Annotated in this window: 15 protein-coding genes; 8 read left to right on the top strand and 7 right to left on the bottom strand. The window is 66.6% G+C overall.

Annotation, left to right across the window (positions count from 1 at the left end; all coding sequences use genetic code 11):
• Nucleotides 1–74: 74 nt before the first annotated feature.
• Complete coding sequence (locus M1E01_RS10260; protein WP_457971514.1) at nt 75–2,234, bottom strand: amylo-alpha-1,6-glucosidase; 2,160 nt, start codon at nt 2,232–2,234, stop codon at nt 75–77.
• 229 nt (nt 2,235–2,463) lie between these two features.
• Here M1E01_RS10260 and M1E01_RS10255 point away from each other — a divergent pair, with 229 nt between their 5' ends.
• Nucleotides 2,464–3,747 (top strand): MFS transporter, encoded by a 1,284-nt coding sequence (locus M1E01_RS10255; RefSeq protein ID WP_457974932.1) that lies wholly within the window; start codon nt 2,464–2,466, stop codon nt 3,745–3,747.
• A 134-nt stretch (nt 3,748–3,881) separates the two neighbouring features.
• On the top strand, nt 3,882–5,708 hold the full coding sequence (gene ggt, locus M1E01_RS10250) for a gamma-glutamyltransferase (protein ID WP_457971513.1): 1,827 nt from the start codon (nt 3,882–3,884) through the stop codon (nt 5,706–5,708).
• 167 nt (nt 5,709–5,875) lie between these two features.
• Here the strand turns inward: ggt and M1E01_RS10245 are convergent, their stop codons facing one another.
• Both M1E01_RS10245 and M1E01_RS10240 read right to left on the bottom strand, forming a co-directional pair.
• Nucleotides 5,876–6,463 (bottom strand): hypothetical protein, encoded by a 588-nt coding sequence (locus M1E01_RS10245; protein WP_457971512.1) that lies wholly within the window; start codon nt 6,461–6,463, stop codon nt 5,876–5,878.
• Nucleotides 6,464–6,658: 195 nt separating this feature from the next.
• Complete coding sequence (locus tag M1E01_RS10240; protein WP_457971511.1) at nt 6,659–8,278, bottom strand: HNH endonuclease; 1,620 nt, start codon at nt 8,276–8,278, stop codon at nt 6,659–6,661.
• Nucleotides 8,279–8,625: 347 nt separating this feature from the next.
• Here M1E01_RS10240 and M1E01_RS10235 point away from each other — a divergent pair, with 347 nt between their 5' ends.
• The 3 genes from M1E01_RS10235 (at nt 8,626) to M1E01_RS10225 (ending at nt 14,146) form a co-directional block, all read left to right on the top strand.
• The gene (locus tag M1E01_RS10235; protein WP_457971510.1) at nt 8,626–9,012 is read left to right on the top strand and encodes a VOC family protein; all 387 of its coding nucleotides are present in this window, start codon (nt 8,626–8,628) and stop codon (nt 9,010–9,012) included.
• A 60-nt stretch (nt 9,013–9,072) separates the two neighbouring features.
• Entirely contained in the window at nt 9,073–11,865 is a 2,793-nt protein-coding gene (locus tag M1E01_RS10230) for an ATP-dependent RNA helicase (RefSeq protein WP_457971509.1), read from the top strand.
• Nucleotides 11,866–11,965: 100 nt separating this feature from the next.
• Nucleotides 11,966–14,146 carry an elongation factor G-like protein EF-G2 gene (locus M1E01_RS10225; protein ID WP_457971508.1) on the top strand — a complete coding sequence of 727 codons (2,181 nt, stop codon included), beginning with the start codon at nt 11,966–11,968 and terminating at the stop codon, nt 14,144–14,146.
• Between the two features lie 56 nt (nt 14,147–14,202).
• On the opposite strand, the gene M1E01_RS10220 is transcribed toward M1E01_RS10225, so the two are convergent.
• Together M1E01_RS10220 and M1E01_RS10215 are read right to left on the bottom strand one after the other, a co-directional pair.
• Entirely contained in the window at nt 14,203–14,883 is a 681-nt protein-coding gene (locus M1E01_RS10220; RefSeq protein ID WP_457971507.1) for an alpha/beta hydrolase family protein, read from the bottom strand.
• Nucleotides 14,870–16,795 (bottom strand): amylosucrase, encoded by a 1,926-nt coding sequence (locus M1E01_RS10215; RefSeq protein WP_457971506.1) that lies wholly within the window; start codon nt 16,793–16,795, stop codon nt 14,870–14,872. The genes M1E01_RS10220 and M1E01_RS10215 overlap by 14 nt, the downstream gene beginning before the upstream one ends.
• 193 nt (nt 16,796–16,988) lie before the next feature.
• On the opposite strand from M1E01_RS10215, the gene ligD reads away from it, so the two are divergent.
• Complete coding sequence (ligD, locus tag M1E01_RS10210; RefSeq protein ID WP_457971505.1) at nt 16,989–18,011, top strand: non-homologous end-joining DNA ligase; 1,023 nt, start codon at nt 16,989–16,991, stop codon at nt 18,009–18,011.
• 29 nt (nt 18,012–18,040) lie between these two features.
• On the opposite strand, the gene M1E01_RS10205 is transcribed toward ligD, so the two are convergent.
• A complete protein-coding gene (locus M1E01_RS10205; protein ID WP_457971504.1) occupies nt 18,041–18,661 on the bottom strand; it encodes an L-threonylcarbamoyladenylate synthase in 621 nt (206 codons plus the stop codon).
• On the opposite strand from M1E01_RS10205, the gene M1E01_RS10200 reads away from it, so the two are divergent.
• Together M1E01_RS10200 and M1E01_RS10195 are read left to right on the top strand one after the other, a co-directional pair.
• Nucleotides 18,660–18,929, top strand: coding sequence for a hypothetical protein (locus M1E01_RS10200; RefSeq protein WP_457971503.1), 270 nt, complete (start codon nt 18,660–18,662; stop codon nt 18,927–18,929). The genes M1E01_RS10205 and M1E01_RS10200 overlap by 2 nt on opposite strands.
• A 169-nt stretch (nt 18,930–19,098) precedes the next feature.
• The gene (locus tag M1E01_RS10195; protein ID WP_457971502.1) at nt 19,099–19,530 is read left to right on the top strand and encodes a VOC family protein; all 432 of its coding nucleotides are present in this window, start codon (nt 19,099–19,101) and stop codon (nt 19,528–19,530) included.
• Between the two features lie 25 nt (nt 19,531–19,555).
• Here the strand turns inward: M1E01_RS10195 and M1E01_RS10190 are convergent, their stop codons facing one another.
• On the bottom strand, nt 19,556–21,982 hold the full coding sequence (locus M1E01_RS10190; RefSeq protein WP_457971501.1) for a phosphoketolase family protein: 2,427 nt from the start codon (nt 21,980–21,982) through the stop codon (nt 19,556–19,558).
• Nucleotides 21,983–22,117: the final 135 nt, after the last annotated feature.

Genomic DNA, 22,117 nt, shown 5'->3' with positions numbered 1-22,117 from the left:
CGGCTGCAGTAGCGCTGGACCGGCTGCACTAGCGCTGGGGGCGGCGCCTGCACCGGCACAGGCAGAAGACCCGCCTAGCTCTCTCGGCCCAGTTCGGCCTGCTCCATGAGCTCTGTCAGCCAGGGCCGGTGCTCGCGGTGGAAGGTTATCCCATCGGGCAGCCCCTGGATGGAAGGGCCTGAACCGGTGATGTCGATGGCGATCCGGTCCCCGGCCAGCGGGGCGTTGGTGATGTGGAGGTCGCCGTAGGACTCCGGAAGGACGGGATCCATCCACACGCCGCCCCTGGACACGTGCGCGTCGTACCGCATCAGGCTCGTCACGAGCATGATCGGTGTGGTGGCTGCCCAGGCCTGCGGGGAGCACGCCGTCGGGTACGGCACCGGCACGGCCACCTGGTCCCGGCTGAAGCCGCAGAACAGCTCCGGCAGCCGGCCGTCACTGAAATCGGCCGCTTCCAGCAGGGCCGAGGCGATGCGCTGAGCCTCCTTCACGAAGCCGTAGCGCAGCAGGCCCGCCGCGATGATGGCGTTGTCATGCGGCCAGACTGAGCCGTTGTGGTAGCTGGCGGGATTGTATGCCCCCATGTCGCTGGCCAGGGTGCGGACGCCCCAGCCGCTGAACATCTCCGGGGCCATGAGCCGTTCGGCAACCAACGGCACCTTGTCCTCATCGATAATGCCGTGCCACAGGCACTGCCCCATATTGGAGGCGCATGCGTCGACCGGCCGCTTCTTGCCGTCGAGGGCTACGGCGAAGTAGCCGCGGTCGGGCAGCCAGAATTCTTCGTTGAAGCGTTTCTTGAGGTGGGCTGCCTGGTCGACGAGCCGCGCAGCCAAAGGCGCGTCACCGGCGTCGTACGCCATCCATGCCCGGGCCATGTACGCGCTGTACACCAGCGCCTGGACTTCACACAGCGCGATTGGAGGCTCGGCGAGCGTTCCGTCGGCGAAGTTGATGCCGTCCCAGGAGTCCTTCCAGCCCTGGTTAATAAGGCCCTGGTCGTTGAGGCGTTCATACTCGACGAAACCGTCGCCGTCCTTGTCTCCGTAATCCCGGATCCAGTCCAGTGCGCGGTCCGCATGGGGCAGCAGCGCAGTGATGGTGTCCTTGGCAAAACCCCAGCGGCTCACCGAACCGACCGCCATCACAAACTGGGGTGTGGCGTCGATACTGCCGTAGTAGACGGACTTGCCGCCCAACGCCAGCCCGCTGGAGACTCCGAGCCGGACCTCGTGCAGGATCTTCCCCGGCTCCTCCTCGCTCATCCGGTCCACCACGCTGCCTTGGCGGTCCGCCAGTGTTTGCAGGGTGCCCAGCGCCAGCGACGGGTCCACGGGAAGCGCCATTTCTGAGGCCCAGAGTGCGTCCCGGCCGAAGAGCGTCATGAACCACGGCGCGCCGGCAGCCACCACGATCCGCTCGGGATGCGCCGGATCCTCAATCCGCAGGGCCCCGAGGTCGTCGTAGCTGCGCCGCAGCGTCCGTTCAATGGAGCGGTTGCCCATGTGCAGCTTGGGGATTTTCGCTACCCATTGCTGCCGGCGCCGGTCGCTGGGCGATGCTTCACCGCCGGCGTGTCCAATAAATGACGACGCCGGGACCGCACTGCCGCCGACGGTGGGGACCACGCTCAGTTGCGTGGTCCACTGGCCCCGCCCCGGGACAACTGTCCGATAGCTCAGGGCATCGGCGGTGACCTCGGCGCCGCCTCCGATGACGATGACACCCTTCGTTACGTCCTGCCAGACGGCCCTGATCAGCAGGGAGTCGCCGCCGGGCTGGCGGGACTCCTCCCAGTGCCGCTGGACGCGGGCCTCCTTCACTTCGAAGAGATCTGCGAAATCCGACTCTGCGCTCAGGGTAACAACGCATTCGGCCTCATCGGGCGAGTAGTTGCGAATGGTGATTTCTTCGAGGATGCCGGCACCGACCTCCCGGAGGCGCTCCACGATCAGCGGACTGTCGGCGTACCCGTCGGAGCGGGGAACGCGTCCAATAAACAGTGCGCGGTACGGCTCCTTCGTCTCGGCCGTCAGCGGCTCCAGCGGCTGGCCGTTCACCGTCAGATTCCAGCGGGACAGGATGCGGGTGTCCTCAAAGAACGCCCCGTGCGGGAGTTCCGGATGAATGTCCCCGTTCGCCATCGATATGCAAAAGGATGAGCCCTCCACCAGGGTTACCGTGCCTGCCCCGATGGGCCCGGCAGCCGTGTCGGCATTCCATCCAGTCATCCCCGCCTCCTTCGAAGGCTCAAGATGAGGCGGCGCGTGGCACATCCGAGGCCACCTGTTGATCGCCGTCCAACTCCGATGGATAGACGCTACGCCTGTACCCGCTCCGATGAAAGGGCTGCCCGATGAAGGCGCTGCTCTGATGAAAAGGGCCGCTCTGGCGGCTTCCTGCCAGCGGGACGAGAATGGGCTGGTGCCTTCCCCTCGCCCCAATGGGGGCGGCGCCACCATGAACGCCGGCGCCCGCAAGATCCAGCGCGTCTACCTGACGTTGACGCTGGGCAATACGGTTGCGGCTTCGTTCATCTGGGGCATTAACACGCTGTTCCTGCTCGACGCCGGGTTGAGCAACTTTGAGGCCTTCGCCGCGAACGCGTTCTTCACCGCCGGCATGGTGCTGTTCGAGGTTCCTACCGGTGTCATCGCCGACGGATGGGGGCGCCGGGTTTCGTTCCTGCTGGGCACCCTCACACTGGCTGGATCGACGTATCTCTATTACATGTTGTGGCAGCTGTCCGCCCCGTTCTGGTCGTGGGCGGTGGTGTCTGTGCTGCTTGGTCTGGGATTCACGTTTTTCTCAGGGGCCGTAGAGGCATGGCTCGTCGACGCTCTGCGCTTCTCTGGGTATGAAGGCGGGCTGGAAGCAGTGCTCGGCAGGGGGCTGATGGTGCAGGGCGCTGCAATGCTCCTCGGTTCGGTGGCGGGTGGCGTGGTGGCGCAGGCCACCGACCTCGGCTGGCCGTTCCTGCTGCGCGTGGGCGTGCTGGTGGCCATGTTCCTCGTGGCCTTCTGGCTCATGCACGATGTGGGCTTCACGCCAGAACGCTCCGCCCATCCCCTCCGGGCAACCCGCAGCGTGCTCTCCGCCTCCATCGAGAACGGGCTGAAAAACCCTCCGGTGCGCTACGTGATGCTGGCCGCCCCATTCAGCTCAGGCGTGGCGATCTACGTGTTTTATGCCCTGCAACCGTATCTGCTCGGGCTCTTTGGCGACCCCGGCGCGTACTCCATCGCCGGCCTGGCGGCGGCGCTGGTGGCCGGCGCGGAGATACTCGGGGGCTGGCTGGCCCCCCGTGTCCGCAGTCTTGTGCACAAGCGCACCACGGTATTGATGCTGAGCAGCAGCATGAGCGCGTTGATCCTGCTCACGCTCGGGCTCGTCCAGGTGTTCTGGGTGGCGCTGGTCCTTCTGGCGGTGTGGGCGCTGGTTGCCGCGGCGGGGACTCCGGTGCGGCAGGCTTACCTGAATGACATGATCGCCTCGAAGCAGCGCGCAACAGTGCTCAGCTTCGACTCACTCATGGGCTCAAGCGGAGGAGTGGTGGTGCAGCCCGCGCTGGGGCGCGCAGCCGACGTGTATGGCTACCCGGCCTCGCTGACCGTCAGCGGCCTGATCGAGCTGATCGCCGTGCCTTTCCTGCTGGCCAGCCGCCAGCAGCGGCACCAGGCGGACGATTCCTCGGGCGCATCAGACACGACGGACGCGAAGTCCCCGCCGTTGCAGGACTCCTGAGGAACCGTGCGAAGGCGCTGTTCGTAGCCGTACGCCTTGCCCCGCAGGGAGTACCGGTTGAGTATTGAGTGTCACAGCGGCCCGGAGTAGCGTGACAATACCGTCAACCGCACCACCCAGATCCGGGAGCGACCATGCCCTATATCAAGCGTCGCCTGGCTGCCATCACGGCGGCTGTGGCCATGAGCGTGACAGGTGGGGCGGTCAGCAGCCCCGCATTCGCCGATGAGCGGGTAACTGAGAAAACCGCGACTGCCAGAGGCTACGGCGGGGCGGTCAGCACCGTTGATCCGGAGGCCTCTGCCGCTGCGATCGAAGTCCTGCGCGACGGCGGCAACGCAGCGGATGCGGCGGTGGCCGCTGCCGCCACTCTGGGAGTCACCGAACCCTACAGCGCCGGGATCGGGGGAGGCGGCTACTTCCTGTTCTACAACGCCAAGACGGGCCGGGTCGGCACGATCGACGGCCGCGAGACGGCGCCGGCAGCGATGCCGCGCAACGCGTTCATCGATCCAAAGACGGGGAAACCCTACAACTTCACTCCTGAACTCGTCACGAGCGGCGTCTCCGTCGGCGTGCCCGGAACTCCCGCTACCTGGGAGCGGGCGCTGAAGCGCTGGGGAACCTTGGGCCTCGACGATGTCCTCGAGCCCGCGATCGACGTGGCGACCCGTGGCTTCGTGGTCGATGAAACATTCCGCCAGCAGACACTCGACAACAAGGTCCGTTTTGAGGCGTTTACCTCGACGAGCAAACTTTTCCTCCCCCGCGGTGACGCGCCCGCCGTCGGAAGCATTTTTAGGAGCCCAGACCTTGCCAGAACGTACAAGCTCCTCGCGGATAAGGGCACGCGCGCTTTCTACCACGGGCAGCTCGCGAAAGAGATCGTAGCCGCGGTCAAGGCGCCGCCTAAGACTGCTACGACGAGGCTGCCTGTCCCGCCAGGCCACATGACGACGGCGGATCTCGCCCGCTACCGTGCTCTCAATCAGGCGCCCACACATGTTGATTACCGGGGCTTTGATGTCTACGGCATGGCACCGTCCAGCAGCGGCGGCACCACGGTGGGCGAGGCGCTGAACATCTTGGACACGTTCAATATTGCCAAAATGTCCACCCGCGACGCCCTGCATCACTACCTTGAGGCCAGTGCCCTCGCATTCGCGGACCGGGGCAAGTACGTGGGCGACCCGAAGTTCGTTGACGTTCCCACCGCCGAGCTCACGGACCAGCTGTTTGGCAAGGAGCGCTCCTGCGCCATTGACCCGAAGCTTGCGGCTAAGAAGCCCGTCGCGCCGGGCGATGTGGCCAACTACGACGGCGCGTGCCCCGCTGCCGCCGCGTCCGTGGCCGATGAGAAGGACACCGAGAACATCTCCACCACCAACCTGACCGTCGCTGACAAGTGGGGGAACGTGGTCGAATACACGCTCACCATTGAGCAGACCGGCGGGTCCGGGATCGTGGTTCCGGGCCGGGGGTTCCTGCTCAACAACGAGCTGACGGACTTCTCAACCGTGTACGATCCGAATGACCCGAACCGGATCGAACCAGGGAAGCGCCCTCGCTCTTCGATGTCGCCGACCATCATCCTTGATGAGGGAAAGCCGTTCCTCGCGCTGGGTTCGCCCGGCGGCTCGACCATCATCACCACGGTTCTGCAGACGATCCTAAACAGGGTGGACCGCGGAATGACCATCTCCCAGGCGATTGCTGCCCCCCGGGCGGCGCAGCGGAACACGCCCAACGTCACGGCGGAGCCGGCCTTCATTACAGCATATGGAACCCGGCTGGCGCCGTATGGTCACAAGCTGGCGCCGGCGGGTGATGCCTTCACCTCCGCCGCCGAGATTGGCGCAGCCACCGCAATCGAATTCAAACCCGACGGCAGAATGATTGCCGCAGCTGAGCCTGTCCGGCGCGGAGGCGGGTCTGCGATGGTGGTCAAGCCCTCCCGGTGACGCTCAGGGCTGTGTGACGCTCAGAACTTTGCCGCCCCGGGCTTCCGTCCTGAGCTGGTCGTACCTCCTTTGGACAGGTTGCCTGGGGCGCCGGCTCTGCTCCGCTTCGGGGCGGCACCAGCTGAATATTTGGTGCGCCGCTCACAAATCCCCCGGAGGCAGCTACCTCACATGTCGCCTGCGGCCGGCAGCGAACGGCCGTTTCTGATCTGCGACCGGCCAAAATCAACGGTCAGCGGCCGGATCTCCCAAAAGCCGCCACTCCTGGTTTTCGGACGGCCGACTGCCACGTGGGGAACCCACCGCGGGTATCTGAAGCCTAGGGCGGGCGAGCTCAGGATGAAGTCATCGACGTTGTCCACCTGCAGCTCTTCCAACAGTCCATGGAGTGCCTGCACCAGAAAGACCTGGTAATCATGGACATGCTGGGGCACGTGGACCTCAAGGCCGGACACGTTCCCTCCGGCCAGCGAAATCAGGCGTTCGGCGGTTCCGGAGAAGCCCGGCAGTACCGGAAGTTCCCGCAGCCATGCCGCCGTCCGCCGGGTGGCCACTTCAGCGGGGGTCAGGCCTTTGGTCCAGTCGGAGATGTCCTGGACGAAATCCGGCAAGATGCCGATGTGCAGCAGGGTCATGTGCAGGCCCTGCTCTCTGCGCAGGCCATTGACGTAGTTACCCAGTTCCTCGTAGTCAGTGGGCCGGGACCCGATGCTCAGTACCGGTACCTCCACAGTGATGCGCGGAAGACCACGCATAGGGATCACCTCCGCCGGCCCTGGCTGTGTTAAGTCCGTGCCATCATCTTCCTGCGCGTCATCCCGATTTGGAAGGCGGGCAGGCTTGGAAGGCGGCGGGCCAGGAATGCGGACAGCACCGTATCCGGGTTCAGCGCTGCGGCTTGATCTCTTTCAGCATCAGGGGGGCGCTTTCTGGGTTCCGGCCGCCGCGTCTCAGGAAGCGCGGGCGAGCCGTTTTGTGGCCAGTCGCTCTGTTGCCGGTTGCTCGGTGGTGATGCTGGCTTTAGGAGGGTGCCGGTCCCCGGGGAGTGGGGGTGCTGTGGAGTGATAGGTGTGGCCGGTGGGGGTTCGGAGTTCGATGGTGTGCCGTGGTCCTGGCCGTGGGCTGGTTTGCCAGCCGGGGTGTTCTTTGGTGTGGTTGCAGGCTTCGCACAGTCCGGCGCCGTTAGCCGTGGTGGTGGTCCCGTTGTCGTGCCAGGGAATGATGTGGTCGATGTGGCGGATGGGGGCGTCGCAGTAGGGGGTGCGGCAGGTGTCGTCGCGGGCCTGGATGAACCGCCGCAGCCTGGGCGGGAAGAGCCGTGCCCGGGAGTCCATCGCGATGAGTTCACCGGTTCCGGGGGCGGTGTAGAGCCGCCGGACCCAGGCCTTGAGCGTCTGCTCCTGCTGGGCTTGCCTCTGGGCACGTGGTCCATGGTTCTGGTCCTGCTTGCCACCGCCGGCGTTGTCATCCTCGCCCGCATCGGCCTCCCCGCTGGCGCTGATCAGTCGGCGGGCCCAGCCGGCGGGGACGGTTCCGTAGCCGGTGAGGCGGGCGGGTTCGCTATCGCCGTGGAGGAGGGTGCGGTCGGTCATGAGGAGCTGGATCTCCACGCCGGTGATGCCGCCGCGGGTGCCGGTGGTGCGTTCGATGAGGGTGTCGGCCATGAGCTGGCCGCGGGTCCGCTGGTCCCCGCCGGAGCGGGCGGTGTCGGCGTGGCGGCTGAGCGCGGCGTACGCGGCGACGCCCTGGCCGACGGGGAGCAGGGCCGTGAGGTAGGTCATGGTGTCCGGGGCCGGGCGCAGGCTCACGGTCCGATCGGTCACGGCGTGGCTGGCGCGCTTAACGACAGAGTGGGGGTCCCGGCGGTAGGCGGCGGCTTTGGCCGCGGCGACGAGGGTGCGGTCGCCCATCCCGGCGAGGGTGCCGGTGTCGGGGGCGAGTTCTTCGTCGACGGCGCAGCGGTCCTCCGCGGACAGGCAGGCGGTTTCTTTCACCAGGAGGGTGGCGCGCCATTCATTGAGTTGTCCTGTTTCCAGGGCGGCGAGGGTGTGGGGCATTTCGGTCACGAGGGCTTTTGCCAGTCCGAGCAGGCGGCCTCCCCGGTTGGGTGACTCGCGCCGGGCGAGGGCGATCTGCGCGGCGACGCCCTCGCCCCGCTCCGCGGGAGGGACCCCGGCCTCCGCCTGGGCGCGGCGCTGGGCGGCGTCGAAGGCAACACTGATCCGGACCTGCATGGCCGAGAACGCCGATTTCGCGTCCTCGAGCCGGCGCAGTTCATCGATCAAACCGCCACCATCAGCGGGCAACCGCACCGAGCCGGCAGCGGCGATCCACTCCTCCACGGTGAGCCCGGAAACAGCACCCGGGACAACAGCACGCGGGACGACAGCACGCGGGACGACAGCACCGAGGACGACAGCGCCGGGGACAGGGATGGCAGCACCGGGAACAGCGGCACCGGAGACGGCGGCACGTGCGAGAACGGGCTCCATGGCACCGGCGGATGCAGGCGCGGCACGGGGTGCACCGGCGTCTGCCGCTGTCAGCTGCGGTTCCTCGTTTCCATCCATAAATAAAAGTGTGAGGGTAACCACTGACATTTAGCGCGGCCTTTCCGGCGGACGCGGAGGAGATGTCCAGGAGCGCGACGGCGGGCGCGCGTTGGTTCGCGCGAACTCTCTGGCCAGCCGAGGGATCTGCGTTTCCCCTGCCCCAACTCCTCCGCGCCTCCGAACATAGGGCGGGCATGGTGAGGCGGGTCGCCCGGGCAGGCGTGGGCAGAGGTAGCAATTCCGCATTGACTCCCTAGGGCGGAAGCCTACGATGGTGGGCATCAGGACCTTCTCGGCACGACTCCTTCTTATGCCGTGCCTGTCGGGCAGCTTCCCGGGGACCTGGGTGACAAGGAGAATGCATCATGCTCAAGGAACGTGAAGTGCTTGCCGTACTTCCGGCGAAGGACATTGCCAGGGCGCGGGATTTCTATCGGGACGTCCTGGGGTTAGAAGCTCCTGATGAGCTGGACAACGAGAACCTGCTCTACCGCTGTGGAAATGGAACATCTTTCCTGCTGTACCAGACTGACAACGCGGGGACAGCGAAAAACACGCAGTTGAGCTGGGGGACGGACAACCTGGAGCGGGAGATGGAGGAGCTGCGGGGCCGGGGCGTAGTTTTTGAGGAGTACGACTTCCCGGGTTTGAAAACAGAGAACGGCATCGCCACCAGCAGCGCCGGCAAGGCTGCCTGGTTCACGGACACGGAGGGCAATATCCTCAGCCTTTTCCAGTACGAGCGCCCATAGCTGGCTGGGCAGCAGGACGGGGATGCGCAGCAGTCCGGGCGATACAGGCACAATGGACGGATGCTTTCCTTGCCCGTTCCTCCTGAGTCAGCGCCTCCCTCCGGCCCCTTCGACCTGGCCGCGATCGGTGCCGGCCTGGTCTTTGCGGACTCGCTGGGCCTGCTCGCCGCCGCCCTGAAAGTGCGCAGTGCGCCTAAACCACACAGTGCCTCTAAACAGCGCAGTGCCTCTCCGTTCAGCAACGGGGCGGGCGGTACCGCCATCGTGCAGGCGCCGCCTGGAACCGGAAAGACCACCCTGGTTCCGCCGCTGGTCGCCAACCTCCTGTCCGGCGTTTCCGGGCAGGAGGTGCAGCTCCCGCGCGTCGTGGTGACCCAGCCACGCCGTGTGGCTGCACGTTCGGCGGCGCGGCGCCTCGCCTCCCTGGACGGCAGCCGGCTGGGGGAGCGGATCGGATACACAGTGCGGGGTGAGCGCAAGGCCGGAGCGGGCACCCTCATAGAGTTCGTCACCCCCGGCATTCTGTTGCGCCGGCTGCTCTCCGATCCGGGGTTGGAGGGCACGGCCGCCGTAATCCTCGACGAAGTCCACGAGCGAGGACTGGAGACCGACCTCCTGTTCGGCATGCTCTCCGAGGTCCGACAGCTGCGCGGTGACCTCACTTTCGTCGCCATGTCCGCGACACTGGACGCAGCGCGGTTCGCCGCACTGATGGGCTGCGGCTTAATTGACGCCTGCCAAACAGGCAAAACACCTGACGGTGAGTACGACGACGGCGACGGGCCCGCTCCCGTCGTCCACTGCCCGTCCGCGCTGCACCGGCTGGAGGTGGAGTGGGCACCCGCCCCGGTGCCGCGGCTTGATGAACGCGGTGTAACCCGCGGTTTCCTTGACCACGTGGCAGCCACGGCAGCTGCGGCGCACGCGTCGGCGCTGGACAAGAACCCGGGCGCAGACGCTCTGGTGTTTCTCCCCGGCGCGTGGGAGGTGTCCCAGGTGGCAGCCCGGCTGCGCGGCAGCGTCTCGGCGGACGTGCTGGAGCTGCACGGCCAGGTATCCCCGGCCGAGCAGGACCGGGTGGTCTCCGGGCGGGAGTCGGGAGGCCCGGCACGGATCATCATTTCGACAGCCTTGGCCGAGTCCTCACTGACCGTGCCCGGCGTCCGGCTGGTCATTGACGCCGGCCTGTCCCGCGAGCTCCGCCGCGACGCGGCCCGCGGCATGTCCGGCCTGGTGACTGCCTCCTGCTCGCGGGCGTCTGCGGAGCAGCGGGCCGGCCGCGCCGCCCGCCAGGGACCCGGAACCGTGGTCCGCTGCTATGACCAGAAGGCCTTTGGCGCCGCTCCAGCCCACCCCACACCGGAGATTGCCGCGGCTGATCTCACCGGAGCCGCATTGCTGCTCGCCTGCTGGGGGTCGCCGCGCGGCGAAGGAATGCCGCTCCCGGACGCCCCGCCCAAGGCTGCAATGGACGAAGCGGTGGAGGTGCTGCGGGAACTCGGCGCGGTGGAGCCCGACGGCCACGCCACGGAGCTCGGCAAAATCCTGGCGGGAATCCCCGCAGACCCCCGCCTGGGACGTGCCCTGCTGGCGGGGGCCGCCGCCGTCGGACGCCGGACTGCGGCGGAAATAGTCGCCATCGTGTCCGGTGACTACCGGGCGCCCGGCGCGGACGTCCCGGGTCTGCTGGCATCACTGCGGTCCGGCAAGGATCCGGCATCCACTCGTTGGGCTGAGGAGGTCCGGCGGCTGGAGGCCATCACACGCAGGGAAGGCTCCGTCGGCCACCGGCCCGCTGGCACCGCAGCTGCGGCCGCCAACACCACTGCCCCGGCCATCACCGCTGCGGCTGCTGGTGCCGCTGAGGCTGCCGGTTTCGTCGTCGCCCTTGCTTTTCCTGATCGGGTGGCGCGCCGGGTATCGGGCGGGGGACCGGAGCGCTACCAGTTGACCTCCGGCACGCGGGCGGGCCTTCCGGCTGGTAGCCCGCTGTCAGGGCACGAGTGGCTCGCTGTCGCGGAGGTCGCGCGGGCGGAAGGACGGGATGCCGCCGGGACAGGTGCCGTCATCCGCTCCGCCGCGCCGCTCACCCCTGAGCAGGCCGAAGCGGCTGCACGGCAGTTGCTGGATGAGACTGTGGAAGCGCAGTTCAACCAGGGCAGGATCTCCGCCCGGAGGGAACGGCGGCTGGGGGCCATTGTCCTTGCCTCCACGCCGGTAAAACCCTCCGCAGAGGAGGGGCGGACTGCCGTAGCCCGCGCTCTAAAACGCGAAGGTCTGCAGGCCATCGGATGGTCGACGGCGGCGGATGCCCTGCGCCGCCGGCTCGCCCTGCTGCACCGGGAACTGGGGGACCCCTGGCCGGAGGTGTCCGAGGAGGCGCTGTTATCCAGGCTGGAGGAGTGGCTCGCTCCGGAACTGGAAGCGCTTGCAGGGGGAACGGCCGCAGACAGGATCGATCTTGCGGATCCGCTCCGGCGGCTGCTGCCGTGGCCTGAGGCCTCCCGGCTGGACGAGCTTGCCCCGCAGGCACTGAAGGTGCCCAGCGGGACGAGTGTACGGATCGACTACCCGGACGTCAACGACGGCGGCCGCCCGGTGGTGGCGGTGAAGCTGCAGGAATGCTTCGGCTGGGCTGGAACGCCGCGGCTGGCGGACGGGAAGGTGCCGGTGCTGTTCCACCTTCTGTCGCCTGCGAGGCGCCCCTTGGCCGTGACGGACGACCTCGCTTCCTTCTGGTCTGGCCCTTACGCGCAGGTCCGGGCGGAAATGCGGGGCCGCTATCCGAAGCATCCGTGGCCCGAGGACCCGTGGTCGGCTCCGGCCACGTCCCGGACCAAGGCAAGAATGTAGCGTACCGGTCCCGTGCTATTGCTGTCCGGCCGCCTCAGGGTGTCGAATCGTCTTACCAAGGCCGCGCGGCGGCACACGACGAGGATGTCGGGAGATGGTCATGTCCGTGAAAGGAAGCAATGGCCGGGGCAAGGCCCCCGGCCGCGGCAGTTCGGATCTGCGGGGAGCCGAAGCTGCTGCGGGAGCGCCGGTTGATTCGCCCGAAAAGGTGCGCAACGTGGCCCTGGTCGGGCATTCGGGGGCAGGAAAGACCCTGCTGCTCGAGGCTCTGCTGGCGGCCACGGGCGTCATCTCCAGGAAGGGCACAATCGAGGACGGCAACACCGTCAGTGATGCAGAACCGTCTGAAATCCACCAGCAGCGCTCGGTGGTCCTGTCGGTGGCGCCGCTGGTGGCCGACGGCATCAAAATCAACATTCTCGACACTCCCGGCTACGGTGACTTCACCGGCGAGCTGCGCGCCGGACTCAGGGCGGCAGACGCCGTGCTGTTCGTCGTGTCCGCCTTGGAGGACATCGACGCCGCCACCACAGCCCTGTGGGCCGAGTGCGACCAGGTGGGAGTGCCGCGGGCAGTGGTGATCAGCCGGCTGGATCATCCGCGGGCGAACTTCGACGCGGCCCTGGCCGCATGCCGGCGCGCCTTCGGTGACGGCGTTGTGCCCGCTTATCTGCCTGTCCGCACAGGGGAAGCCGTCACCGGCCTGCTGGGACTGCTCTCCGGGACGGTTTCGGACTACTCCGCCGGGGACGCTGTGCCTGCGGTGCGTGCGGCGACGCTCGAGGAACTTTCCGATTCGGAGGAGGCCCGGGGGTCGCTCATCGAGGGAATAATCTCGGAAAGCGAAGACGAGACGCTGATGGACCGCTACCTCGGCGGTGAGGACATCGACGTCGACGTCCTCGTAGCGGACCTGGAGACAGCGGTGGCCCGCGGGTCCTTCTTTCCCGTGCTCGCTGCGTCCGCGGTAACCGGACTGGGGCTGGCCGAGCTGCTGGACATGCTGACCCGGGCCTTCCCGTCGCCGGCGGAACGGCCGTTGCCGGAGGCCACGGACCTGTCCGGGGCTCCTGCCGGACAGTTGACCTGCGATCCGGAAGGACCTTTGGCAGGTGAAGTCGTGCGCACCACCATCGATCCGTTCCTGGGACGGGTATGCCTGGTCCGAATCTTCTCCGGCACCTTGCGGGAAGATTCCGCGGTACACGTGGGAGGCCGCGGCCTGGCTGAACGCGGCCACGAGGACCACGACAGCGACGAGCGCCTCACACACCTATACGCGCCAGTCGGAGCGAGTCTTAAGCCGGTGCCTTACTGCATTGCCGGGGACATCTGCGCAGTGGCCAAGCTGGCCAACGCGGAGACCGGGGACACCATTTCCGCCAAAGACCGGCCGTTGCTGGTGGAGTCGTGGGACATGCCCGAGCCGCTGATGCCCTTGGCCGTCGAAGCAGCGACCCGCAGCGATGAGGACGCCCTCGCCAAGAGCCTCGGGAAAGTTGCGGCCGGAGACCCGACCCTGCGCGTGGAACGCAACCCAGAAACCCATCAGCTGATCCTGTGGTGCATGGGGGAGGCCCACGGCGAGGTGGTGCTGGACCGGCTGCGCGACCAGGGGGTGAAACTGCAGACGGTGCCGGTGGTCACGCCGCTGCGGGAAACCTTCGCCGCACCCGCCGCAGGGCATGGGCGCCATGTCAAACAGTCAGGTGGCCACGGCCAGTACGCAATCTGTGACATTGAAGTTGAGCCGCTGGACCGTGGCGGAGGATTCGACTTCATCGACAAGACCGTGGGCGGTGTGGTCCCTGGCCAGTACATTCCGTCGATCGAAAAGGGCATTCGGGCCCAAATGCAGAAAGGTGTCTCTGCGGGCTACCCGATGGTGGACATCCGGGTGACGCTGGTGGGCGGCAAGGCCCACAGCGTCGACTCGTCGGACGCCGCCTTCCAGTCTGCTGGAGCGCTGGCCCTGCGGGAAGCTGCCGCCGCCGGCCGGATCCAGCTGTTGGAGCCAGTCTCGTCGGTGACCATCAGCATTCCGGACGAGTACGTCGGGCCGGTGATGAGCGACCTGTCGTCCCGCCGCGGCAGGCTGACGGGCACGACGTCGGCAGGAGGCGACCGCACGGAGGTCACCGCCGAGGTGCCCGACGACGAACTCTTGCGGTACGCCGTCCACTTGCGTGCGTTGACGGCCGGGACCGGCCGCTTCCGGCGCAGCTACCTGCGGCACGAACCGGTGCCGGGCAACGTGGCGCCCGCGGCGGCCAACGCCTGAAGGGGAGCGGTGCCCGGCGCCTTGTTGGCTGTTGGCGCTGTCAGCTGTTGGCACTGTCAGCTGTTGGCGCGCAGAAACTTGGCCACGGGGGCGGCCAGAGATGCGCCGATCTCGGCCGCTCCGCGCTTGTTTCCTGCCACGGCAAAGGAGTGGTCGCCGCCGTCGCACCAATGCAGGGCGGCGTTGGGTCCGATGCGGGACACCACGTTCTCGAGCAGCTGCGGCGTCGCGAAGGTGTCGCGCGTGCCCTGCAGGAATAGCATCGGCAGTGTCAGACCATACAGGTGCTCATCCCGCAGCTTCTCCGGTTTTCCGGGCGGGTGCAGCGGATACCCGAGGTAAACCAGCCCGGCGGCGGGCATCCCCTCAGCAACGGCCATCGACGCCATGCGGCCGCCGAAGGACTTGCCTGCAGCCCAGAGGGGCTCGCCGTCCGACCGTTCACGGGCGGCGTCCATGACGGCCCGCCAGGTGGCGATGGCCGCCGGCGGCCGGTCGGGAAACTTCCTGCCGGCCTCGCGGTAGGGGAAGTTGAAGCGCAAGGTGGCGACGCCATCGTCGTACAACGCCCGCGTGAAGCCGCTCAGGAACGGATGCTCCATACCCGCGCCCGCGCCGTGCGCAACGGCCAGCGTGGCGCGAGGGACGGAGGGGCGGGCGTAGAGCCCCGAAACATGGACGTCGCCTACCGCAACGGTGACCGGTAATTCGGTGATGGGTAGTTCAGGAATCTGCATGGGCCTCCGGCACCACTCTCAGCCATGCATAGTCCTGCGGCCGCAGCACTATGCCCTCATTGATGCGCACCGGCTGGTCCGTGAACAGGTCCACGGCCTCCGCCTGGAAACCGGACAGTGTCTCGGCGGAAATCACCTGCGGGCCGTCGCTGAAGTTCGCGAGGGCGAGGATCCGGGACCCTTCCCCGGGCCGCTGGTAGCCCAGCACGCCGGGATTGTGGGTGGCGAAAGGAATCAGGCGCGTTCCGGCCAGTTCGGGTGTGGCGGCCCGCACTCCCGTCATCTTCCGCAGTCCGGCGTAGATCGCCCCTTCGGGAGTGGACGGATCGTTCCGGTTGGCGTACCGCTCGGCGGGGAACTGCGGACGGTGCACCCAGCGGCTGTCGGCACCATGGCCTTCCTCAAGGGCGTAGTCATAATCGTTGAGCTGGCCCACTTCGTCACCCAAATAGAGCAAGGGGATGCCTCCGGTGCTGAAGGCTACCGAATGGGCGAGCAGGATCCGCCGGATGGCTTCCACCGAGCCGTCCTCCAACCCGCAGAGTGACGCCGTGGTTCCGGAAATGCGGCAGTCTCCCGTGCGCGGGTTGTCCTGGAACGGCACCCCGCGGGCGAAGCTCCCGGGGAATCGGTTGACGTAGAAGGAGTTTAGGAAGCGGCGGTGGTCGAAGCCGTTGATGCCCAGTTCCGCGGCGTCCTCATCGGCAAATGTCCAGCCGATGTCGTCATGGCTGCGCACGTAGTTGACCCAGGAGGTTCCGGGCGGGATGTTGTGGCGGCGCTCCAAGGCCTGGGCGAGCAGTGAAACGTCCCGGGTGGCCAGGGCCTCCCAGATGAGCGCCATCTGCAGCGGGTTGTAGGAGATCTGGCATTCAGCCGGATCAATGTAGAGGGCCACTTCGTCCGGATGGACGATGGCCTCGGATTTGAAGAGCAGCGAGGGCGCCGCGAGCCGGCAGACGGCATTGAACGCCCGCAGCAGGGCGTGTGCCTCCGGCAGGTTCTCACAGGTCGTCCCGAGCTGCTTCCAGATAAACGCCACGGCGTCCATGCGCAGGATGTCTACGCCCTGGTTGGCGAGGAAGAGCATCTCGCCGGCCATCGCTCGGAAGACCTCCGGATTCGAATAGTTCAGGTCCCACTGGAACGTGTGGAATGTGGCCCACACCCAGCGTCCGTCCGGCAGCTGGACAAACGAGCCGGGGTGGTCCTCCGGAAAAATTTCCCGGACGTTCTGCTCGAAGGCATCGGGCATGGTGCGGTCGGGAAAGATCCAGTAGTAGTCGCTGTAGCGCGGATCGCCGGCACTGGCCTTGCGGGCCCACTCATGTTCGTTGGACGTGTGGTTGAAGATGAAGTCGACCACGAGGCTGATGCCGTTGGCACGCAGCTCAGCCGCAAGGTCGCGGAGCTGCTCCATCGTCCCGAGTTTGGGGTTTACCTCGCGGTAGCTTGACACGGCATAGCCGCCGTCGGACAGCGGTTCCGGGGCCAGGAAGAGTGGCATCAAGTGCAGGTACGTGAGCCCGAGTTCCTTGAAGTACGGAATCCGTGCGCGGACGCCCTCGAGATCGGCGGCGTACCGGTCCACGTAGCAGACCCCACCGAGCATGCGGTTGGACTGGAACCAGTCGCTGTTGCTTTCCCGGCGGGAGTCGATCTCCTTCAGGTCAGCGGGCCGTTCCTTCCACGAGAGGGCTGCCTCCAGGACGAGTGTTTCCAGCTGTTCCTGGAAGTCCGGACGAGAGCCGTACAGCGAGTGGAACAACCGGGCCAGGTCGGGGAAGTAACGGCCGAACCGCCGCTCGAAGTCTGCCCATTCCCGGCTGCCCTGTGGAAAACCCGCCTGCTCGGCGACGGCACTGAGCAGCTGCTGGCCCGCTGCCTGGTCCAGACTGGCGGATTCAACCATGGAGGGATCCCCTTCGATAATTCTTGGGCGCCAGCCGGCACCGGGTCAGTTCACATCCTTACAGATGCGCCGGCCGCTGCCCACAAGGAGGCACATGTTTCTTGCGTGTCCAGCGACATGGCAGTCGCTGTCCGGGGAGAGTTCAGAGGTGGGGGTACTGACGGGGCGGCGCGGGCCGGGGTAGGTTGTCCCCATGGCCAGCGAACAGACCATCCTGACAGTTGACGGCCCGGACGGGCCCCGGGACATGCGGATCTCCAGCCCGAGCCGGGTCCTCTGGCCTGAGCTGGGCCTGACCAAGCTGGACCTCGCGCAGTACATGGTGGATGTGGGGGAGGCCTTCATCAGGGCGAACGGCGACCGGCCGGTGGCGCTGCAGCGGTTCTCGGACAATGTGGACGGCGACCAGTTCTTCTCCAAGAACCCGCCGAAGGGCGCGCCCGAATTTATCCGGTCGGTGAAGGTCACTTTTCCGAGCGCGCGCTCGCACCCCATGCTGGTCCTCGATGAACCTGCGGCCGCTGTGTGGGCCGTCCAAATGAACACGGTGGTCTTCCACCCGTGGCCGTCCCATGCTGACAACTCTAACAATCCGGATCAGTTCCGCATGGACCTGGATCCCCAGCCGGGCACCGACTTCGACGACGCCATCCCCGCCGCGCTGGAATTGCGGAAGGTTCTCGCGGAGGCGGGACTCGATGCGTTCCTCAAGACGTCGGGAAACCGCGGCCTGCATGTCTATGCCCCGATCGAGCCCAAGTGGGAATTCCTCGACGTACGCCATGCGGTGATCGGGGCGGCCCGAGAGCTCGAGCGCCGGATGCCTGAGCAAGTTACCACCAACTGGTGGAAGGAGGAGCGGGGGGAGCGCATCTTCGTGGACTTCAACCAGGCCAACCGCGACCGCACCATCGCCGGCGCGTACAGTCCCCGCGCGCTCCCGAATGCCGCCGTCTCCTGTCCAATCAGCTGGGACGAACTGGAGAGCGTCAACCCGAGGGACTTCACCATCCTGACCGTCCCGGAACGGCTGAAAACTGTCGGTGACCCTTGGGCGGACATGAACGCCAAGCCCGGGACGATCGATACTCTGCTTGGCTGGTGGGAGCGGGACCTCAAGGACGGACTGGGCGAACTGCCGTTCCCCCCCGATTACCCCAAAATGCCCGGCGAGCCGCCCCGCGTGCAGCCGAGCCGGGCAAAGAAGCAAGAGTAGCCGGACGGTCCTTCGAAGGTCTACCGCGGCTATTCGAAGCGGGACGGGTCCCCGGTTCCCCGGCGCACCACCTCGGCGGACCCGCCGGAGAAGTCGATGACCGTCGTCGGCTCCGCCCCGCAGTCGCCGGAGTCGACGACGGCGTCCACCACGTGGTCGAGCCGCTCCTTGATCTCCCATCCCTGCGTCAGCGGATCTTCCTCGTCCGGCAGGAGCAGGGTGCTGGACAGCAGCGGCTCGCCCATCTCGGCCAGGAGAGCCTGGACAAAGGTGTGGCGGGGAATCCGCACGCCCACGGTCTTCTTCTTCGGATGCAGCAGCCGGCGCGGCACCTCCTTGGTGGCCGGCAGGATAAAGGTGTAGCTGCCCGGCGTCACGGATTTGATGCTGCGGAACACGTCGTTTCCGATGTTCACAAACTGGCCCAGCTGCGCGAAGTCCCGGCACACCAGCGTGAAGTGGTGCTTGCCGTCGAGCTGGCGGATGGTTCGGATCCGGTCCAGAGCCTCCCTGTTGCCCAGCTGCGCCCCGAGCGCATAGCAGGAGTCGGTGGGGTAAGCGATCAGGCCGCCGGAATGCAGGAGGTCCACGATCTGGGAAATCGCGCGCGGCTGCGGGTCTTCGGGGTGCACATCAAAGAATCTCGCCATGGCTAGAGCCTACGGCCCGATGGGCTGTTCCCGCACTTATCCCGCGGGTTACCGTGGACACATGGAGTTCCTGAGGGGTTCTTTGTACCTGGATATCACCGCCAAGGGTCTCGGTTTGATTGGCGTGGCAATGATGATTTTCGGGCAGGGCGGCTGGTTCGCCGTCGGGGTCGTCCTCGTTGTCATCGGGGTGCTTGTGGGCGGATGGTCCATGGTGGCTGCCAGGCGGCTGCGGCGGCGGGGGTGGGACGGTGTGAACCGGGTCTGAGCGCGGGGGCCGTCCAGCGGCGGCAGCACCATAGACGCGGGAACCGGGGTGTACAGAGCCTTAAAGAGACCCGTGAACCCCTATCAAAGCGGCGACGGGTTGAGGCAACATGTGTAGTGCTCTGCCAATCACTTGGCATCCACCACGTCCAGTTTTGAAGGAGAACGCCGTGCCCACCATCCTCAATCCGTACCTTAGCTTCCGTGACAACGCCCGTGAGGCCATGACTTTCTATCAGTCCGTTTTCGGCGGCGACCTGCAGCTCAGCACGTTCGGTGATTTCCATGCCAGCGAGGACCCGGCGGAAGCCGACAAGATCATGCACGGGATGCTGACCAGCGAAAAGGGCTTCGTGCTCATGGGGGCCGACACCCCGGACTCCATGGACTACTCGGCGGGGAGCAGCATCTCCATATCCCTCAGCGGCGAGGACGAGACGGAACTCCGCGGCTACTATGACAAACTGTCCGGCGACGGCGGCACCGTCACCGTCCCGATGGAGCCCGCGCCCTGGGGCGACATCTTCGGAATGTGCACGGATAAATTCGGCGTCGCCTGGCTGGTGAACATCAACGGAGACCAGGCAGGTCCTGCCTCCTAGCCAGGAAGTCCCGGACTCCACCCCGTTAGGAACCGGGAGGTGACCAGACCCACTCGCGAATTTCGGGGAGGTCCTCGAAATGCTCACGGATGTATTTTGCGTGGGCGTCCAGCTGCCGTTTGCAGTGGCCGGCGAGATCGTCCACGCCCGGCAGCCTCCGGGGGATGCGGCGCAGGGCTTCAAGTGCCAGGTGGTAGCGGCTCATCCGGTTGAGCACCACCATGTCGAATGGCGTGGTCGTTGTTCCCTGCTGGCTGTACCCGCGCACATGGAAACGTTCCGGGTTCGGGCGTCCGTGCAGCAGTTGATGGAAGGACCGGGCGTAACCGTGCCATGCCACCACCACCTTGCAGGTATCCGTGAAAAGCAACGCGAACGTCCCGTCGTCGAGCCCGTGCGGGTGTACCTCCCGGGGCGGCAGCACCATGGCATCCATGACATTCACCACCCGGACCCGGGCGTCAGGAACATAGCGCTGCAGCAGCCAGGCCGCCGCCAGCATCTCCTCCGTGGGGATGTCCCCTGCCGAGGCAAAGACGATATCCGGCATGGCCGTGCTGGCAGGCGTTGTGCTGCCGCCCGGCGGCGTGCCCGTCTCGTTGCCCGCCCAGTCCCAGCGCGACGCACCCGCCTCGGCATGGGCCCGGGCCTCCTCAAGTGTCAGGTATTGCGGATGTGACTGCTTGTCCACGACAACGAGGTTGACGTAATCGGTGCTGAGCAGCGCGTGCTCCGCAGCCGCCAGCAGGGTGTTCGTGTCCGGCGGAAGGTAGATGCGGGTCACTTCACCCGAGAGGGACAGCACAGTATCGATGAGGCCGGGGCCCTGGTGGCTGAAGCCGTTGTGGTCGTTGCGCCAGCACGTTGATGTCAGGAGGATGTTGAGGCTTGGCACGGGGGAGCGCCACTCCAGTTCGCGCGCATGCTGCAGCCACTTGGCATGCTGGACCGTCATGGAGGCGCTGATCATGGCGAACGCCTCGTAGCTGGCGAAGAATCCGTGCCGACCGGTGAGCAGGTAACCCTCCAGCCAGCCCTGGCACAGGTGCTCGGAGAGGACTTCCATCACACGGCCGTCGGGTGAGACGTGGTCGTCAGCAGCGTCACCGCTCCCGGGCGGCAGCAGCAGGCAACGGTCGCTCGCCTCAAAGACGGCGCCCAGGCGGTTGCTGTTGGTTTCGTCCGGGCAGAAGAGCCGGAACCTCGGAGCGGATTCAGTGCCGCGGTACAGGTCCCGGAACAGCTCTCCGAGCGGTTTAGTCGTTTCGCTGCTCGTCGAGCCGCGTTCGCCGGGATCCACGGCATAGCGTTCCAGGCCGGGGATGACCAGCGGGACCGACGGCCGGCCGTTGGCCGCGGGCAGTGACCCCATCCGCAGCGGTCCCTCGGGGGCCAAGGCGGCCAGTTCGGGCACCAGCCTGCCGCCGGCATCGAACAGTGCCTCCGGCTCATAGGAACGCAGCCACTGTTCCAGCAGTGCCAGGTGGTCCGGGGCGTCCTTCACTCCTGACAACGGCACCTGGTGTGAGCGGAACGTGCCCTCCACAGGGCTGCCGTCAACAGTTTCCGGACCGGTCCACCCTTTAGGTGTCCGCAGGATGATGGCCGGCCAGCGCGCGGCAGCTGTGACGCCGTTGCCGCGCGCAGCCTTCTGGATGCTGCGGATCTCCTCGTAGGCACCGTCCATGGCGGAGGCCAACTCCCGGTGGACCCGCTCCGGATCGTTCCCGGAAACCGTGACGGGAGCCCAGCCATGGGCACCAAGCAGCGCTTCCACGTCGTCGTCGGACCGCCGGCCCAGTACGGTCGGACCTGAGATTTTGTGGCCGTTCAGATGGAGAACCGGCAGTACCGCGCCGTCCCTGCCGGGGTTGAGGAAGAAGGGTGCGTCCCAGGAGGCCGCGAGCGGACCCGTTTCAGCCTCGCCATCGCCCACCACGCAGGCGGCAATCAGGTCCGGGTTGTCCATGACCGCGCCGGTCGCATGCATCAGCGAATATCCGAGTTCACCGCCTTCATGAATCGAGCCCGGGGTGGCCGGACCCGCGTGGCTTCCCACTCCGCCGGGCGTGGAAAACTGACGGGTCAGGCGCCGCAGGCCTTCCTCGTCCCGGCTCACCTTGGGATACAGCTCCGAATAGGTGCCTTCAAGGTACACGTTGGCCACGATGGCAGGGCCGCCATGGCCCGGCCCGGCCAGGAAAAGGACCTGCGCACCGGTCCGCTTAATCAGCCGGTTCAGATGCACGTAGACCAGGGACAGGCCCGGTCCCGTTCCCCAATGTCCGAGCAGGCGCGGCTTGATGTGCTCCGGCTTCAGGGGCTCCCGGAGCAGTGGGTTTTCCTGCAGGTAGATCTGCGCCGCTGTCAGATAGTTTGCCGCGTTCCAGTACCTGTTCAGCAGCTCGAAATCTTCGGTCGCAGCAGCAGTGGCTGCCGGGTTCTCGCCCATGCCCTTGCCTCTCCTCGGATACGCTCAAGCACTGACGCGCACAGTCTATCTGCAGGCCCTGCATGTCCTGCCTGGCCCTGGCGGCTCTGGCGGCTCTGGCGGTCCAATCAGCCAAGTCCAGTCCCAGCCCTTGCA

The sequence above is a fragment of the Arthrobacter sp. D1-17 genome (assembly GCF_054130535.1).
This window is presented reverse-complemented; position numbering and strand designations above follow the sequence as displayed.

Excerpts from the sequence above, each read along its gene's own strand:
- M1E01_RS10230 (WP_457971509.1), top strand. The coding sequence starts at position 9,073 with ATGCTTTCCTTGCCCGTTCCTCCTGAGTCAGCGCCTCCCTCCGGCCCC.
- ligD (WP_457971505.1), top strand. The coding sequence starts at position 16,989 with ATGGCCAGCGAACAGACCATCCTGACAGTTGACGGCCCGGACGGGCCC.
- M1E01_RS10200 (WP_457971503.1), top strand. The coding sequence starts at position 18,660 with ATGGCTAGAGCCTACGGCCCGATGGGCTGTTCCCGCACTTATCCCGCG.
- M1E01_RS10255 (WP_457974932.1), top strand. The coding sequence starts at position 2,464 with ATGAACGCCGGCGCCCGCAAGATCCAGCGCGTCTACCTGACGTTGACG.
- M1E01_RS10190 (WP_457971501.1), bottom strand. The coding sequence starts at position 21,982 with ATGGGCGAGAACCCGGCAGCCACTGCTGCTGCGACCGAAGATTTCGAG.
- M1E01_RS10225 (WP_457971508.1), top strand. The coding sequence starts at position 11,966 with ATGTCCGTGAAAGGAAGCAATGGCCGGGGCAAGGCCCCCGGCCGCGGC.
- M1E01_RS10215 (WP_457971506.1), bottom strand. The coding sequence starts at position 16,795 with ATGGTTGAATCCGCCAGTCTGGACCAGGCAGCGGGCCAGCAGCTGCTC.
- M1E01_RS10205 (WP_457971504.1), bottom strand. The coding sequence starts at position 18,661 with ATGGCGAGATTCTTTGATGTGCACCCCGAAGACCCGCAGCCGCGCGCG.
- ggt (WP_457971513.1), top strand. The coding sequence starts at position 3,882 with ATGCCCTATATCAAGCGTCGCCTGGCTGCCATCACGGCGGCTGTGGCC.
- M1E01_RS10260 (WP_457971514.1), bottom strand. The coding sequence starts at position 2,234 with ATGACTGGATGGAATGCCGACACGGCTGCCGGGCCCATCGGGGCAGGC.
- M1E01_RS10235 (WP_457971510.1), top strand. The coding sequence starts at position 8,626 with ATGCTCAAGGAACGTGAAGTGCTTGCCGTACTTCCGGCGAAGGACATT.
- M1E01_RS10245 (WP_457971512.1), bottom strand. The coding sequence starts at position 6,463 with ATGCGTGGTCTTCCGCGCATCACTGTGGAGGTACCGGTACTGAGCATC.
- M1E01_RS10240 (WP_457971511.1), bottom strand. The coding sequence starts at position 8,278 with ATGGATGGAAACGAGGAACCGCAGCTGACAGCGGCAGACGCCGGTGCA.
- M1E01_RS10220 (WP_457971507.1), bottom strand. The coding sequence starts at position 14,883 with ATGCAGATTCCTGAACTACCCATCACCGAATTACCGGTCACCGTTGCG.